Consider the following 16037-nt stretch of genomic DNA (forward strand, 5'->3'; position numbering starts at 1 on the left):
ACACGACCCGCCCACCGCCGACACGAGGGCCCGGCGACCCGGCCCGATGCTCAGGGCTCTCGACCGACCCCCGTGGTGTGGGCCAGGACCGTCGCGGCGTCGCCGCACGCCGTCAGTCGGCCGTCGGTGAGGACGTGCACGGTTCGGGTGTACGCGGCGGCCAGTTCGTGGTCGTGGGTGACCAGGGCGAGAGCCGTGCCGCGTTCGACGCACACGGTGTGCAGCAGGTCCATGACCGCGGCGGCGATGTCGGGGTCGAGGGCGCTGGTGATCTCGTCGCACAGCAGGTAGTCGGGGTCGACGGCCAGGGCCCGGGCGATCGCGACGCGCTGCCGCTGGCCCCCGGACAGCTCGGCCGGGTAGCGGTCGGTGAAGGCGGGCGGCAGGCCGACCAGTTCGAGCAGTTCGACCACGCGTGCGGTGCGGGCGGTGCGGGTGAGTCGGGTGTGCAGGGCCAGGGGGCGGGCGAGGGCGGCCCCGACGGTGCGGCTGGGGTTGAGGGTGGCGAGCGGGTTCTGCGGGACGAACTGGATGCGGCGCTGCCGGTCCCGTCCGCGGCGACGGACCGCGGGGCGCAGGGGCGCGCCGTCCAGGGTGAGTGTGCCGGCGTCCGGCACGGCGAGTCCGGCGAGCACGCGCAGCAGCGTGGTCTTGCCCGAGCCGGACGGCCCGACGATCGAGATCGCGGCGCCTGCCGGGAGCGTCAGGTCCACACCGTCCAGGGCCGGGCGGCGATCGCGGCCGGTGCCGAAGGTGACGGTGACCCGATGGGCGGCGAGCGCGTGCCGCTCGGGCCTTGCCGCGACGACGGGCCCGGCGGGCGAGCCCACGTGGGTGGGGTCGACGCGGGTGGCGGCGCTCTCGCCGGGTGGCTTGCGCCCCGCCGGGACTCGCGGTCGCCGCGGGGCTGCGGGCGGCGGCGCGGGCGGGCCCGGAGTGGCGAGAGTGATGGTGTCGTCGGCGCACGCCGCGACCAGTTCCGGGTCGTGGCAGGCCATCAGTACCGCGAGGCCGCGGGTGTCGGCGAGGCGACGCAGGAGCCGGGCGATCTCGTCGCGCAACGTGGGGTCGAGTCCGGCGGTGGGTTCGTCCAGCAGGAGGAGTCGGGGGTTGCGGGCCAGGGCGCGGGCGAGGGCGACTCGGCGCTGTTGGCCGCCGGACAGGGCGCCGGGGCGACGGTCGGGCAGACCGCCGTCCAGGGGCAGTCGGCATTCGGCGAGGACGGCCTCGACGCCCTGTCGGGTTCGGTCCCGGGCGGTCTCGGCAACAATGCGGCGAACGCTCGTGTACGGGTTGAGCGCGGAGCCGGGGTCCTGACCGACATAGGCGAGTTCGGTGCGGCGCAGCCGGCCGAGTGCGGCGCGGTCCAGCCTCAGCACGTCGTGGCCCAGGACGTGTGCGGTGCCCTCGGTGGTGGCGCCGGCCGGCAGATGACCGAGCAGGGCCTTGAGGAGTGTGGTCTTTCCGGAGCCGGACGCGCCGGTGAGCGCGGTGATGCGCCCCGCGCGCACGGTGGCGTGGGCCGGGTGCAGCAGGTGGGGGCCTTCGACCAGGCGGACGCCGAGTCCGGCGATGTCGACGACCACCGCGTCGGCGGTATCGCCGGTCGCGAGGCTCCCGCCGCCGGTGGCGGTGTCCGCGTGCGTGGGGAGCCGTGTGCCGTCGTCGGGTCCCGGGTGGGTGGGAGTGCGCGGGCTCATGCCGAGGTCACCGCCTGGGTGCGGGGGGCCGGTGCCGAAGTGGCGAGGTTGACGGTGATCGCGAGGAGGGCGACGGCGGCGCTGGGGGCCAGGACGGCCCACGGGTTGAGGAGGATACCGGGGGCGTTCTCGCGGATCATCAGCGCCCAGTCGGCTTCGGGTGGCTGCGGACCGATCTGGAGGAACGCGGCCGTGGAGATGATGTAGACGGCTTCCACGAAGCGCAGTCCGAACAGGGCCGCCACGGTGCCGCGGAGGTTGGGCAGGAGTTCGCGGACGGTGATGGAGAGGCTGGATTCGCCGCGCATCAGGGCGGCTTCGACGTACCCGGCGGCGGCGAGCGGCGCGGCTGCCGCGGCGATCACGCGGACCGCGAACGGGGTGCCCAGGACGATGGCCGCCGCGATGACGGCCCAGCGTCCGCCGTCCGGCCAGGCGAGCGCGACGAGCATGATGCCCAGGACGGAAGGCAGGAGGATGGCGACGTCGGCGGCGCGTTCGAGGACGCGACCCGCGCGTGGGCGCAGTGCCGCGAGGCAGCCGAGCAGGGCCGCGGTCGCGGTGACGGCGGCGCCGATGAGGAAGGCGCAGCCGATCAACGCGGTGCCGCCGTCCAGCAGGCGGGACCACACGTCGCGGCCGAGTTGGTCACCGCCGAGGAGGGCGCCGTCGCCCGCCTCGGCGTAGGTGGCGGTCACCGGGGCGTCGATGGGGTGCGGTGCGAGCCAGGGCCCGGCGAGGGCGACGGCGAGGAAGAGCGCGGCCGGGAGCAGGAGGAGCGCACGGTGCGGGTGCGGGTGCCGGCCCGGGCGGGCGGGGGCGGGCGTCGCGGTGTCGGTCGAGGCGGAGGCGGTGGTCATCGGCCGGCTCCCACGGTCTTGGCGCGGACGAGGTCGGCGGCGAGGAGGACGAGGGTGATCGCGGCGCCCGCGAGGGCGACACACCCGGCGATCAGGGTGGTGTCGCGCCCGGCGACCGCGCCGGCCAGGACCGTGCCGATGCCGGGGTGGTTGAAGAGGGTCTCGACGACGACGGCGCCGCCCAGGAGCATGCCCGTCGAGGTGGCGATGCCGGTGGCGATGACGGGAAGTGCGCCGGGCAGCGCGTGGCGCAGCAGGACGCGGGTGGTGGACAGGCCGTCCAGGCGGGCGGCTTCGACGTGGGCGGCGTCGGCCTGGTCGGCGAGGGCGCCGCGGACGATGCGGGTGTTCCAGCCGGTCTGCGGGACGGCGAGGGCGAGTACCGGCATGATCATCATGGTCCATTCGGCGGGCTTGCCGGACGCGTCGGCGACGGTGACCGCGGGCAGCAGGCCGGTCCACAGGGACAGGACCAGGACCAGGCCGGTGGCCAGTACGAAGTCGGGGACCGCGAACGCGGTGGTGGCGGTGTGGCCGATCATCCGGTCGGTGCGCCTGCCGGGGCGCGCGGCCGCCAGGCAGCCGAGGGCGAGGGACGCGGCGACGGTGAGGGCGAACGCCGCGCCGGCCAGGGCCAGGGTGTTGGGGAAGGGGTCGCGCAGCAGGTCGGCGACCTTCTCGCCACGCGCGGAGGTGCCCAGGTCACCGGTCGGTAGTGCGGTCATCCAGTCCGCGAAGCGCTCCCACAACGGCCGGTCCAGGCCCAGGTGTTCGCGGCGGGCGGCGATGGCGGCGGCGCCGTCGCCGCGTTCGGCCGTGGCGGTGGCCGCGTCTCCCGGGAGCATCTCGACGGCGACGAACACGACTGCCAGCAGGGCGGCCAGCACCAGGATGCGGCGCAGCAGCACGGCACCGGCGCGCAGCGCGGCCCGCCCGGCACGGCGCGCGAAGTCGTCACGGGGGCGCGGCGGTACGGGCGGGCCCGCGGCGGCCGGGTCGGTGGACCCGGCCGCCGGCGCGCCTGGGGTCAGCGCAGCCACGTGCTCTGCAGTTGCACGCGGCCGTATCCGGCCAGGGTGGGCAGGTTCCGGACCTTGGCCGCGGCGACGTCGATGCCGTCGGCCATGCCCCACAGCAGGTATCCGGAGCGCTCGTGCTGGATCTTCTGGACCTCGACGAGGGCGGCGGCGCGGCCGGCCTCGTCGGCGGCGCCGACCGCCCGGCGGTAGGCGTCGTCGAAGGCCGGGTCGGCGAACTGGGCCTCGTTCTGCCCGGCGTCGCCGACCATGAGCTTGGACCCGAGGAAGAGCACCGAGTCGTTGGTGCCCCAGTAGGTGGTGTAGAGGGTGCCCTTGAGCCAGGTGGCGTCCCAGAAGGTGCCGGACTCCTGCTTGACCACGTTGATCCTGATGCCGGCTTCGCGGGCGTGGTTGGCGAACAGCGTGGCGGACTCGGCGAGTCCGGCGATGTCCTCGGTGGTGATCAGGTCGTAGGTCTTGCCGAGGTCGAAGTTCGCCTCGGCCAGGAGTTGCCCGGCCCGGGCCAGGTCGCGCTTGCGCTGGGGCAGGTCGCGGGCGTAGCGCGGGTCGCCGGTGCCCATGACGTCGTTGGCGACGGTGCCGTAGCCGGACAGGACCTGCTTGACCATGGCGTCGCGGTCGACGACCAGGCGCAGGGCCTCGCGCACGCGGGGGTCGGCGAACGGGCCGTCCTTGGTGCGCATGACGATCGGCATGGCCATGTCGTCGGCGCGGCGCACCACCCGCAGGTCCTTGCGGGTTTCGGCGATGCGCGCGGCCACCGGGCCGACGTTGGAGGCCAGGTCGATCTGGCCGGCGAGGATCGCGTTGGACATCGCCTGCGCCGTCTCGAACATGGTGATCTCGACCGCGTCGAGCAGGACTTCGCCGCCGTACCACTTCTCGTTGCGGACCAGGCGGGCGTTGCCGTTGCGGTACCAGTCGAGTTTGAACGGGCCGGTGCCGGGGGCCTTGTCCAGCGCGTTGTCGGGGGTGTCCTTCTTGAGGATGAAGCTGCTGAGGCGGGTCAGCAGCGGCAGTTCGGCGTTGGGGTAGTCGGACACCAGGACCACCGTGCCGTCGCCGTCGGCGGTGATGTTCTCGGCCTGGATGCCGGGCAGGCGCGAGGCGCCGGACTTGGTGCCGCGCAGGCGCCGCAGCGACCAGACGACGTCGGCGGCGGTGACCGGGCTGCCGTCGTGGAAGGCGGCGCCGGGGGCGATCTTGAAGCGCCAGGTCTTCAGGTCGGGGGTGGACTCCCACGACGCGGCCAGGCGGGGCGCGGTGTTGGGCCGGCCGGCGGGGACGGTCAGCGTGTCGAACACGAGGGACAGGACCAGGTAGTCGCTCTCGTTGCTCTGCGTGCCGTGCGGGTCGCGGGTGATCGCCCCGGCCCGGCCCAGCGCGCCGACGCGAAGCGTGCCGCCCTTCTTCGGGGTGCCGCCGGTGGTCTGCGGCACCGGGGCGCCGCCGCTCTGGGACGAGCATCCGACGAGGGTTGCCGCCCCGAGTCCGCCGGCGGTCATCAGCACTTGGCGCCTGTTCACGTACACGGTGCGTCCTCGTTCTTCGGTCCGGCACAGTTGGATTAGGTGTGCCTATCCTAATTTCGACTGACAGCGCAAGACCGCAGACGGTAGCGCACCGTGTTCGCGGTCGCCCGCCCGACCGCGCTCCGACGGCGTGAACTCGACTGCTACGGTGCCCTGCCCGATCCCGAGGAGCCGCTGCGCACGATGTCCACGACCTTCTTCCGCGACGGCCGCGCCCTGGCCGTGCTCGCGGTCCCGCTGATCCTCACCCAGCTCGCCCAGGTCGCGCTGACCACCACCGACACCGTGATGATGGGCCTGCTCGGCACCGAGGAACTCGCGGCAGGCGGACTGGCGATCGTCGTGTTCAACCAGGTGCGCACCATGGGCGTGGGCTTGGTCACCTCCGTCGGCAACCAGGTCGCCGCGGCCGCCGCGCGGGCCGAGCGCGCCGCCGACGCCGCGGGCCCGACCACGCCGGGCACCGCGGACGCCGGGGCGGGCGAACCCGGGACGGCGGACGCCGCGCGCGAGGAGGTGCGCGGCGTCGTGCGCGCCGCCATGGCCGTCGCCACCGGCGCGGGCCTGATCGGCGCGGTGCTGATGCTCGGCGTCGGTCAGGCGCTTCCGTTGCTCGGCCAGGACCACGACGTCGCCCGCCGCGCGCGGCACATGCTCGCCGCCCTCGCCCCCGGTCTGTTGCCGTGCCTGTGGTTCCAGGCGGTGCGCCAGTTCACGGTCGGCATGCGCCGTCCCCAGGCGCTCCTGCGCATCACGCTCGCCTCCGTCGCCGTCAACGCGGGATTGAACTGGGCCCTCGTGCACGGCACCTGGATCCTGCCCGAGGCCGGGCTGGTCGGGATCGGCGCCGCGACGTCGGGGGTCTACTTCCTGACCTTCCTGGCCCTGTACGCCGCCGCCCGCCGCGATCGCGAACTCGCGCCGCTGCTGGCCCTGAACCCCGCCAAGGCGGACCGCGTCGCCGTGCGGCGCCTGGTCGGACTGGGCGTGCCGATCGCCGCTACCTACGGCTCCGAGGCCGGGTTCTTCTTCTTCACCGCCTTGATGGCCGGATCGTTCGGCCCCGCCGCCCTCGCCGCCCACACCGCGGTCAACCAACTGGTGTACATCGTCTTCCAGGTCGCCGTCGGCCTCTCCCACGCCGCGTCGATCAACGTCAGCCGCGAGATCACCCTCGGCGAACTCGCCCGTGCCCGCCGCCTGATGCGCACCGCGCTCGGCTGCGCGGCGTGCGTGATGGCCGCGGTCGGCGCCGTGTACCTGGCGCTCCCGCACCTGGTCCTCGCCCCGTTCCTGGACTCCTCCGCCGGCGACGCCCGCACGATCGCCACCCGGCTGCTGGTCGTCGCCGCCGTCCTGCAGTTCTTCGACTGCGCGCAGAACATCGGCGTCGGACTCCTGCGCGGCCTCGACGACACCCGAACCGGCTTCCGCGTCACGCTCGTCGGCTACTGGGCGATCGGCCTGCCCGCGTCGTGCCTGTTCGCGTTCGGGTTCGGCGGGGACACCCTCGGCCTGTGGCTCGGCCTGCTCGCCGGACTGGCCGCCACCGCCGCGTTGCTCCTGCGCGCGTTCACCGCCGCCCTCGACCGCCGGGCGGCCGGGCCGGCCGTCGCCGCGGCCACGTAGCCGACCCGGGGCGGCCGTCGTGTCCGAGCGGGCAGCCGCGGCAGGGGGTTCGGTGATCGGTACTACGGTGATCCCATGAACTCGGCCTCGGCCGCCCTGCTGCCCGTCGACGCGGCCCTCGGCTGGGTCCTGGCGCTGCTGCTCGCCGCCGCCGTCACCGTGGTCGCGGTGTGCCGCCTGTCACCCGATCAGGACGCCGGCCGGGCCAGGGAGGTGCTCTTCGCGGGCATCCGGGCCGCCCTCCAACTCGCGGCCGTCTCCGCCGCCATCGGCTGGTTGGCGCATGCGCCCGCGGGCCTTCCGGCCTTCCTGTTCGTGATGTTCGCGGTCGCCGTGCGCACCGCGGGCCGCAGAATCACCCCCGACCGCACGTGGTGGTGGACGGCCGTCCCCATCGCCGCGGGTGTGCTGCCCCTCGTCGGGCTGCTCCTGGCGACCGGCCTCGTCCCGCCCCGCGGCATCACCCTCATCCCGATCACCGGAATCCTCATCGGCGGCGCGCTCACCGCGACCGTCCTGGCCGGCCGACAGAGCCTGGCGGTGCTGCGACTGCGTCACGGCGAGGTCGAGGCCGCCCTCGCACTGGGCATGCTCGAACGGGACGCCAGAATCGAGATCGCCCGCCCGGCCGCCTCGGAGGCACTCGTCCCCGGTCTGGACCAGACCCGCACCGTGGGCCTGGTCACCCTGCCGGGCGCGTTCGTCGGCATGCTGCTCGGCGGGGCCGACCCGATCACGGCCGGCGCGGTGCAACTCTTCGTCCTCGTCGCCCTGATGGCCGTACAAGCCGTCGCCACCGCGATCACGCTGGAACTGATCGCCCGGGCCCGCATCACCGCCCCCGCCGCCCCGGATGCCAAGCCCCCGTCCCGCCGCCCATGGCACCGACGGCACAGTCCCCCACCACCGCACGCCGCCGGCAACCACTGACTTCGGCCCCGCCCCCTGCACGACCGGCCCATGGGATCCGGGACGCCCGAACTCGTCTCCCGTCGGATCAGCCCCGCAGACTCGGCCCCGACACCCGCCTCAGGACCGGGTTGCGGGGCTTCCGGCGGGGGTGGTGGCGCCGGTGACGATGGCCTGGAGTGCCGCGACGTGGCCGTCGAAGGCGTCCCGGCCGGCGGTGGTCAGGCGGGCGCGTACCTTGCGGCGGCCGCCGCTCGGGCGGCGCTCCGTGGCCACGTACCCGGCTTCCTCCAGAGTGGCGAGTTGCTTGGACAGCGCCGATTCCGACAACCCCAACTGCTCCTTGAGAAAGGCGAACTCCGCCCAGTCGGCCGCCGCCAGGGTCGCCACCAGCGTCAGCCGGGTGCTGGGGTGGATCAGCTCGTCGAACCGTGCCTTCGTCATGCCCGCGCCCAACGGCGCAGGACGCGCAGGATGTCCGGTCCGCCGAAGCCGATGACGGCCGCGACCAGTACCGCCGCCCAGATACTGGCGTGCTCGGCGCCGTCGGCGTGCAGCGCGAGGGCGGCCAGGACGGTGACGCCGACGAGCCCGACCAACATGCCGACCACGACCACGGGGGTGCGACGCCCGGCGACGGCCGCGCTGACCCGCAGTCCGTCCGTGCGCCGGCGGCCGGCCAGCAGACGGGACGCGAGCGTCCCGTGCCCGGCGCCGAAAACCGCGGCCGCGGTCCCGCCCAGCCACGGCGACACGCTGCCGAGCACACCCAACCCGAGCCAGCCGGCCGCCATCACCCACCAGTAGCCGCGCGGCAGACCGACCTGGTCGGCCACCTGGCGCCGGGCACGGTCGACGGCATCCAGCGCGGCACGGGCCTGCTCCGGAGCGGTGTTCGTCATGACGGAACCTCACTTTCCCATCGGGAAAGTAAGAGTCCTACTTTCCCGATGGGAAAGTCAAGGGGCCCGCGCGACGGCGCTTCGACCGAGTCGATCGCGGCGGCGCGGCCTCGGCCCCGTCGGCCCCGGGCTAGGCCATGGTCGTCCGGCGGATCGCCTTGCCCGCGAGGACGTTCGTGCGGTGGCCGTCCTCGATGACGAATCGGCCGTCGATCAGGACGTGTGGGATGCCGACGGGCAGGGTGCGCGGGTTTTCGAACGTCGAGCCGGCCGCGACCGTGTCCGGGTCGAAGAGGACCAGGTCGGCGCGGTATCCCTCGCGGACCAAACCCCGGTCGGACAGGCGCAGTCGGGCCGCCGGGCGCGAAGTCAGGTGCGCCACGCACTCTTCCAGGCTCAGGATCCCCAACTCCCGGACGTAGCGGCCGAGGTACTGCGGGAAGGTGCCGTACGCGCGCGGGTGTGGCTTGTCTCCTTGCAGGATTCCGTCGCTGCCGCCGGTGTGGATCCGGTGGCGCATGATCTGCCGGACGTTCTCCTCGTGGCCGACGTGTTGGAGGATCGTCGAGCCGAGTCGGTCGTCGACGAGCAGGCGTCGGGCGGTGACCCACGGCTCCTCGCCGCGCTCGATCGCGCTGCGGGCGACCGTCTTGCCCACGTAGTCCGCAAGGCCCGGTTCGGAGATGCCGGACATCTCGATCGTGTCCCACTCGATGGGGACACCGTGGCAACCGTCCGAGCCGATCTCCTCCAGGTGGTGGCGGATCTTCGCGGCGGTGGCGTCGTCCCGGAGGCGGGCCAGGGTCGACTCGGGACCGCCTTCGCTCGCCCAACTCGGCAGCACGGCAACGAGCGTCGTACAGCCGGGGGTGTAGGGATACGTGTCGAGCGAGATGTCGCAGCCGTCGTCCAGGGCGGAGTCGAGCAGGGCCAGGAGATCGGGGGCCCTGCCCTTGTTCACGCCGAAGTTCATGGTGGCGTGGGCGAGGTGGAGCGCGCAGCCGGCCGCCTTGGTGAGGTGCACCATCTCCTCGTACGCCTGCAACGCCCCGGCTCCGTACGAGCGGTGGTGCGGGCAGTAGTAGCCGTCGTATCGGGCGACGACGCGGCACAGTTCGGTGAGTTCGGCGTCGTCCGCGTACATGCCGGGCGTGTAGGTGAGTCCGGACGACATGCCGACCGCGCCCTGTTCCATGCCCTCGGCGACGAGCCGTTTCATCCGGGCGAGTTCGGTGTCGGTCGCGGGGCGGTCGTCCCAACCCATGGCGTACATGCGGAGTGTGCCCTGCGGGATGAGGTATGCCGCGTTGACCGCGATGCCCTGTCCGCCGAAGTTCCGGTCGAGGCGGTCGAGGTAGCCGCCGACGGTGCGCCAGTCGAAGTCGATGTCGGAGCCGTCGCCGTTCCAGCCGGTGATCGACCTGCGCACCTCGGCGAGCGTGCGGTCGTCGACGGGGGCGTACGACAGCCCGTCCTGGCCCAGGACTTCGAGCGTCACGCCCTGGGCGGCCTTGGCGCGGTGATCGGGGTCGCGCAGCAAGGCGAGGTCGCTGTGCGCGTGCATGTCGATGAAGCCGGGCGAGAGCGCGAGGCCGCCCGCGTCCAGGGTGCGCCGACCGGAGAGCCGGGGGCCGCCCGCCCGCCGAATCTCGCTGATCCGGCCGCCGTCCAGACCCACATCGGCCCGGTAGGACGCACCACCGGCGCCGTCGACGACGCGTGCATCGCGAATGACGAGGTCCATGCGACGGCTCCTAGAACAGGGTGCGGATGTAGTCGGTCACGGTGCCGTCGGCTGCCACCAACGGGATCAACTGCCATTTGTCGAAGGACGTGCAGGGGTGCGACAGGCCCATGCCGAGCCAGTCGCCGACCTCCAACTCGGCGCCCGCGTCGGTGGTGACCCAGCCGTGCTGGTCGGAGAGGCCGGAGACGGTGATGCCGGTGGCGGGGCGCACCGAGCCGTCGCGCGCGGAACGCACGACGTGTGCCTCGGGCAGGTCGAGGTCGTATGCGGCGTCGCGCTTGCCGGCGTTGACGAACGCCTGCGTGGGGGACGGACGGGAGACGACCTGGGCCCACAGGCGGAAGGCCGGCTGGAGGGCGCCTTCGTCGGGGACCCGGTTGAACGGCGTGAGGTGCCGGTAGTGGCCGTCGTCGTGCGAGACATACGCTCCGGAGCGCAGCAGTTTCAGGACCGGGCGGGACAGCTCGGGAAGCTCGGCGAAGACGTCGGCCACCGCGTCGAACCAGGCGCTTCCACCCGCGCTGACCACGATCTCGTCGAGCTGCTCGAAGCAGCCCTGCCTGTCGAAGTCGGCGGCCAGGGACGTCAGTCGGCGCAGCCAGGTGCGCACCCGGTCGCCGTCGGCCTGCGGCACCTCGCCCTCGTAGCCGGCGACGCCCACCAGGCGCAGCACCGGGGAGGCGGCGACCGCGTCGGCGATCTCGGCGCACTCGCTCTCGGTGCGGGCTCCGGTGCGGGCGCCCTCGCCGGCCGCGAGTTCGACGACCACGTCGAGCGGGCGACGGGCCTCGGCGGCACGCAGGGCGGCGTCCATCAATTCGACGCCGCGCACGGAGTCGACGTAGCAGAGGAAGCGGAAGTCCGGGTCGGCGTCGAGTTCCCCGGCCAACCAGCGCAGCGCCGGCGCGTCCACCACCTCGTTGGCGAGGAAGATGCGCGAGACGCCGAACGCGCGGGCCACGCGCGCCTGGTGCGGGACGGCCACGGTGATGCCCCACGCGCCGTGTTCGAGTTGGCGGGCGAACAACCGCGGGGCCATCGACGTCTTGCCGTGCGGGGCGAAGGCCAGGCCGTGCCGCTGCGCGTACGTCTCCATCAGGGCCAGGTTGTGCTCGACGGATTCGGCGGACAGGGCCAGGACCGGTGTGGTGAAGCCGCCGGTGAAGAGGTTGCGGCGCTCGGCGGCCAGCTCGCCGACGGTCAGGCCCTCGGCGTCCGGTGGCAGGGCCTTGAAGCGGTGGTCGACACGCTCGTCCGCGAGCCCGGCGAGCCGGCCGACCGCGTTGTCGGCAGCCATGGGAGCCTCCTGACATCATCGTTGCATCCTGCGCAACGCCCATTGCGTATATCGCTCGGCGTTGTCTAACATCCGAGCCAACGCCGGGTCAATGGTCGGCGTCACGCGGCCGTCGGCGAGACGGCGGCGAGACGGCGGCGACCGCTCGACGATCGAGGCATCCTCGATGTCCTCGATGGTCTTTGCGGACTCGATGTCCTTGCTGCTCTTGCTGTCCTTGCCGTTCTTTACATCCTTTATGTCCCGATGCTCTTGACGAGCATGACGAACCGATGAACCGGGAGTTCGAGCAATCGTGAGCGTGACCGCACCGGGAACCGTCGACGTCGTCTGCCTTGGCGAGTCCATGGTCACGTTCCTGCCCTCACGCCCCGGCCGCCTCGCCGATGTTCCGTCCTTCGAGCGCGGCATAGGCGGCGCCGAGTCCAATGTGGCGTGCGCGCTGGCCGCGGCCGGGCACCGCACGCGCTGGCTCAGCCGGGTCGGCTCCGACGGATTCGGCGACCACCTCGTCGCGGCGATCGCGGCGTACGGGGTCGACACGTCGGCCGTCCAGCGCGACCCGCTCCGGCCGACCGGCATCTACTTCCGTACGGCGGGCGAGCGGGCCACCGGGGACGGCGACCGGGCCACGCCGGACACCGCGGCGACGGCCGCGGTCGTACCCGCCGCCGTCGCGGTCGTCACCGCGGCCGAACCCATCGCGGACCCGATCGCCGAACCCGTCGCCGAAGTCCTCTACTACCGCGCCGGCTCCGCGGCCTCCGCCATGTCCCCCCGCCTCATCCCCGACCGCGACCTGTGGTCGGGACGCGTCCTGCACGTCTCGGGCATCACCGCCGCCCTCTCCGACGACTGCCTCGCGCTCCTGGCCGAGGCGACCCGCCGCCGGCCCGGTCGGCCGCTCGTCTCCTTCGACGTCAACTACCGCGTGAACCTCTGGGACGAGCGCGGGAGCGTGGCCGCCGGACCCGCCGTCCTGCTCGATCTGGCCCGCGGCGCCGACCTGGTATTCGTCGGGGAGGACGAGGCCGAGGCCGCGTGGAACATTCGCGGCGCGCACGCGATTCGGGCCGCGCTCCCCGAGCCGGGCGTGGTCGTCGTCAAGCAGGGCGGCGCGGGCGCCACCGTGTTCACCGACGACGGACCGTCGGTCTTCGTACCGGCCCTCACCGTCGACATCGCCGCCCCGGTCGGTGCGGGCGACGCCTTCGCGGCCGGGTTCCTCTCCGCGACCCTGCGGGGCCTTCCGGTACGCCGGCGCATCCGCCACGGCCACCTCATGGCCGCCGCCGCACTCACCGTCGCGGGCGACCTCGCCGTCCCGCCGCCGCGCGCCGTGGCCGACCGCTTGGCCGACCTCGACGACGGGGCCTGGGGCAGACTGCGTCTCGGCCCCGGCTGGACCCAGGCCCACGCCACCGCCACCGGGGCGGACCAGGAGGTATGCACCCCATGAGCCAGACCGTCGACCGAGCCCTGAGCATCCTGCCGCTGCTGGCCCAGGGGCCCGCCGACCTCGGACAGGTCGCCGAGCGCCTCGGCGTCCACAAGTCCACCGCGCTGCGCCTGCTCCGCACCCTGCACGAGCACGGCCTCGTCTATCGCCAGCAGGACCAGCGCTACCGCCTCGGCGCGCGCCTGTTCGCACTCGCCCAGGAGGCCGTCGAGAACCTCGACGTCCGCGAGATCGCGCATCCGCACCTGGTCACACTCAACGAGCAGTGCGGGCACACCGTGCACCTCGCGGTGTACGAGGAGCACGAGGTCCTCTACATCGACAAGGTCGAGAGCCGCTACCCGGTACGGATGTACTCGCGGGTCGGCAAACCGGTCGCGATCACCGTCGCCGCCGTCGCCAAGCTGCTCCTCGGCGACCTGCCCGAGCCCGAACGGCGCGCCGTCGCCGAGAAGCTCGAATACCCCATGTACACGTCCCGTTCGATACCGAACGCCGCCGCGTTCCTCCGGGAACTGGCGACCGTCCGCGAACAGGGCTGGGCCACCGACCTCGGTGGCCACGAAGAGTCCATCAACTGCATCGCGGCCCCTGTTCGCGGTGCGGACGGACTGGTCGTCGCCGCCATGTCGGTCTCCGCGCCGAATGTCGTCGTCACCGCCGAGGAACTCCTGGCCCTGCTCCCGCTGGTACGCCGCACCGCCGACGCCATCACGCGGGAGTACTCGGGTGCCGCCCATCCCCCACGATGACCGCCCGGTCACCGCACGACCATCGTGTGATCGCGGCCGGACCGCGGTGCGACCGCAGTACGGCCGCCACACGACCACCACGCGATCGCAGCGCGATCACCACCACCACCGAGAAGGCACGCCGATGACCGACAAGCTCGAAAAGATCGCGATCACCCCCGCCACCCACACCGCGCCGCCCGCCAAGTTCTCCCACGGTGTGCGCAAGGGCAACATCCTCCAGGTCGCCGGCCAGGTCGGCTTCCTCCCGGCCGTCGAAGGCCAGGCACCCACCCCCGCCGGCCCGACCCTGCGCGAGCAGACCCTCCAGACCTTCGCCAACGTCAAGGCGATCCTGGAGGAGGGCGGCGCGAGCTGGGACGACGTGATGATGATGCGCGTCTACCTGACCGACACCGGCCACTTCGCCGAAATGAACGCGATCTACAACGCGTACTTCGAGAAGCAGGGCCTGACCGCCCCCGCCTCCGCCCGTACCACCGTGTACGTCGGCCTTCCCGCGGGTCTGCTCATCGAGATCGACGCGCTGGCCGTTCTCGGCTGAGACCCCTTGCCCCGTATCCTCCCGTTCGTCCCCCAAGGCACGGCGCTCTGCTCCCCCATGGCGCCGTGCCGCGGTCCCCCCTTGCCCCAACGCGTCCGGAAACCATGAGGTTCACTCCGTGCTGCTCACGCTGCCGGCTTCGACGCCGCCCCCGAAGACCCCACCGCACACCGGCGGTCTGCTCCTCCTGTTCGACGGCACGGCCGCCCTGCTGACCGTCGCGACGCTCGGCATCGCCCTCCTGCTCTATCTGATCATCAAGATCAGGCTCCAGCCCTTCGTCGCGCTGCTCGCGGTCTCCATAGCCGTCGGCCTCGGCGCGGGCCTGTCCGTCACCGAGCTCTTCGGTACCGTCCAGAAGTCCGCCGCCGTCTCGGTCATCGAGTCGGGCATGGGCGGCATTCTCGGCCATGTGGCGATCATCATCGGGCTGGGCACGATGCTCGGCGCGATCCTGGAGGTGTCCGGCGGCGCCGAGGTGCTCAGCACGCGCCTGCTGAACCTCTTCGGCGAGAAGCGCGCGCCGCTCGCGATGGGTCTGACCGGCCTCATCTTCGGTATCCCGGTCTTCTTCGACGTCGGCATCTTCGTGCTGGCGCCGATCGTCTACGCCGCCGCCAAGCGCTCCGGCAAGTCGATCCTGTTGTACGCGATGCCCCTGCTGGCCGGTCTGTCGATGACCCACGCGTTCCTGCCGCCGCACCCCGGCCCCGTGGCCGCCGCGGGTCTGTTCGACGTCTCGCTCGGCTGGGTCATCCTGATGGGCGTCGTCGTGGGCATCCCCGCCGTGCTGGCTGCGTGGGCGTACGCCGCGTGGATCGGCAAGCGCATCTTCGTCGACGTCCCGCACGACATGGTCGAGGCCGCCGCGGAGGCGAAGGCCGCGGTCGCCGCCGAGCAGGCCGCCTCGGGCATCAAGCCGCCCGAGAAGCCCGTCGCCCTCGGTACGGTCCTCGCCATCATCGGCACGCCGCTCATCCTGATCCTGGGTGCGACGTTCTCCTCGATCGCCTTCGACCCGTCGACCGGGCGTTCGGTCATCGAGTTCTTCGGCAACCCCTTCGTCGCCCTGACGATCGCGCTGTTCCTCGCGTACTACCTGCTGGGCATCCGCCGGGGCTGGTCCCGCAAGTCCCTCGAAACGGTGTCGACCGCTTCGCTCAAGCCGGTCGGCAACATCCTGCTGGTCGTGGGCGCGGGCGGGGTCTTCGGCGCGGTCCTCAAGGCGTCCGGTATCGCCAACGCGCTCGCGACGACCTTCGACAACGTCGGCCTCCCGGTCATCGTCCTCGCGTGGCTGATCTCGGTCGTGCTGCGCGTCGCCCAGGGTTCGGCGACCGTCGCCATCGTCGCCACCTCGGGCATCGTGGTGCCGCTGGTCGAGGGTCAGGACATGTCGCAGGCCCACCTCGCCCTGATCATCATGGCGATCTCGGCAGGCTCGATCTTCGCCTCGCACGTCAACGACGGCGGGTTCTGGATGGTCGCCAAGTACTTCGGCATCTCGGAGCGCGACACCCTCAAGTCGTGGACGGTCCTGGAAACCGTCCTGTCGATCGCGGGCTTCGCGGTCGCGGCGCTGCTGAGCCTGGTGATCTGACCGAGCCCGGTGATCCGGCGAACCCGTCCGGTGAACCGCGCCCGCGTACCTCACTCGCCCAGTCCC

15 protein-coding genes are annotated in these 16037 nt (G+C 72.8%); 6 read left to right on the forward strand and 9 right to left on the reverse strand.

All coding sequences use genetic code 11. From position 1 onward, the window contains the following. Window positions 1-50: 50 nt before the first annotated feature. Genes ACH4U8_RS21315 through ACH4U8_RS21330 form a run of 4 tightly spaced genes read right to left on the reverse strand, consistent with a single transcriptional unit; the run spans window position 51 to window position 5132 of the window. A complete protein-coding gene (locus tag ACH4U8_RS21315) occupies window positions 51-1700 on the reverse strand; it encodes an ABC transporter ATP-binding protein (RefSeq protein ID WP_395779374.1) in 1650 nt (549 codons plus the stop codon). Beyond that, a complete protein-coding gene (locus ACH4U8_RS21320; RefSeq protein ID WP_395779376.1) occupies window positions 1697-2560 on the reverse strand; it encodes an ABC transporter permease in 864 nt (287 codons plus the stop codon). The genes ACH4U8_RS21315 and ACH4U8_RS21320 overlap by 4 nt, the downstream gene beginning before the upstream one ends. Continuing rightward, complete coding sequence (locus ACH4U8_RS21325; protein WP_395779378.1) at window positions 2557-3600, reverse strand: ABC transporter permease; 1044 nt, start codon at window positions 3598-3600, stop codon at window positions 2557-2559. Before ACH4U8_RS21325 ends, ACH4U8_RS21320 begins: the two co-directional genes overlap by 4 nt. Beyond that, window positions 3588-5132, reverse strand: coding sequence for an ABC transporter substrate-binding protein (locus tag ACH4U8_RS21330; RefSeq protein ID WP_395779380.1), 1545 nt, complete (start codon window positions 5130-5132; stop codon window positions 3588-3590). Before ACH4U8_RS21330 ends, ACH4U8_RS21325 begins: the two co-directional genes overlap by 13 nt. A gap of 183 nt (window positions 5133-5315) precedes the next feature. On the opposite strand from ACH4U8_RS21330, the gene ACH4U8_RS21335 reads away from it, so the two are divergent. Together ACH4U8_RS21335 and ACH4U8_RS21340 are read left to right on the forward strand one after the other, a co-directional pair. After that, window positions 5316-6761, forward strand: a complete 1446-nt coding sequence (locus tag ACH4U8_RS21335) for an MATE family efflux transporter (RefSeq protein WP_395779550.1) — start codon at window positions 5316-5318, stop codon at window positions 6759-6761. A gap of 75 nt (window positions 6762-6836) precedes the next feature. Further along, window positions 6837-7691, forward strand: a complete 855-nt coding sequence (locus ACH4U8_RS21340; RefSeq protein WP_379989582.1) for an ABC transporter permease — start codon at window positions 6837-6839, stop codon at window positions 7689-7691. A gap of 99 nt (window positions 7692-7790) precedes the next feature. Here ACH4U8_RS21340 and ACH4U8_RS21345 read toward each other — a convergent pair whose 3' ends face one another. The 5 genes from ACH4U8_RS21345 to ACH4U8_RS21365 form a co-directional block, all read right to left on the reverse strand. Next, window positions 7791-8114, reverse strand: a complete 324-nt coding sequence (locus ACH4U8_RS21345; RefSeq protein ID WP_395779382.1) for a transcriptional regulator — start codon at window positions 8112-8114, stop codon at window positions 7791-7793. Next, window positions 8111-8572 (reverse strand): hypothetical protein, encoded by a 462-nt coding sequence (locus ACH4U8_RS21350; protein ID WP_360305704.1) that lies wholly within the window; start codon window positions 8570-8572, stop codon window positions 8111-8113. The genes ACH4U8_RS21345 and ACH4U8_RS21350 overlap by 4 nt, the downstream gene beginning before the upstream one ends. 130 nt (window positions 8573-8702) lie before the next feature. Beyond that, window positions 8703-10316 (reverse strand): amidohydrolase family protein, encoded by a 1614-nt coding sequence (locus ACH4U8_RS21355; protein WP_379989581.1) that lies wholly within the window; start codon window positions 10314-10316, stop codon window positions 8703-8705. A gap of 10 nt (window positions 10317-10326) precedes the next feature. Next, window positions 10327-11616, reverse strand: coding sequence for an amino acid deaminase (locus ACH4U8_RS21360; RefSeq protein WP_360305700.1), 1290 nt, complete (start codon window positions 11614-11616; stop codon window positions 10327-10329). A 15-nt stretch (window positions 11617-11631) separates the two neighbouring features. Next, entirely contained in the window at window positions 11632-11970 is a 339-nt protein-coding gene (locus ACH4U8_RS21365) for a hypothetical protein (protein ID WP_395779384.1), read from the reverse strand. Here ACH4U8_RS21365 and ACH4U8_RS21370 point away from each other — a divergent pair. From ACH4U8_RS21370 to ACH4U8_RS21385, 4 genes are all read left to right on the forward strand, one after another. Continuing rightward, the gene (locus ACH4U8_RS21370; RefSeq protein WP_379989578.1) at window positions 11963-13075 is read left to right on the forward strand and encodes a sugar kinase; all 1113 of its coding nucleotides are present in this window, start codon (window positions 11963-11965) and stop codon (window positions 13073-13075) included. The two genes, ACH4U8_RS21365 and ACH4U8_RS21370, sit on opposite strands and share 8 nt — an antisense overlap. Next, window positions 13072-13827: an IclR family transcriptional regulator gene (locus ACH4U8_RS21375; RefSeq protein ID WP_395779386.1), complete on the forward strand. Its 756-nt coding sequence runs from the start codon at window positions 13072-13074 to the stop codon at window positions 13825-13827. Before ACH4U8_RS21370 ends, ACH4U8_RS21375 begins: the two co-directional genes overlap by 4 nt. A 124-nt stretch (window positions 13828-13951) precedes the next feature. Then, window positions 13952-14371 (forward strand): RidA family protein, encoded by a 420-nt coding sequence (locus tag ACH4U8_RS21380; protein ID WP_395779388.1) that lies wholly within the window; start codon window positions 13952-13954, stop codon window positions 14369-14371. 121 nt (window positions 14372-14492) lie between these two features. Next, complete coding sequence (locus ACH4U8_RS21385) at window positions 14493-15971, forward strand: GntP family permease (RefSeq protein ID WP_379989584.1); 1479 nt, start codon at window positions 14493-14495, stop codon at window positions 15969-15971. Window positions 15972-16037: the final 66 nt, after the last annotated feature.

It is taken from the genome of Embleya sp. NPDC020886 (genome assembly GCF_044333915.1).
Taxonomy (GTDB): domain Bacteria; phylum Actinomycetota; class Actinomycetes; order Streptomycetales; family Streptomycetaceae; genus Embleya.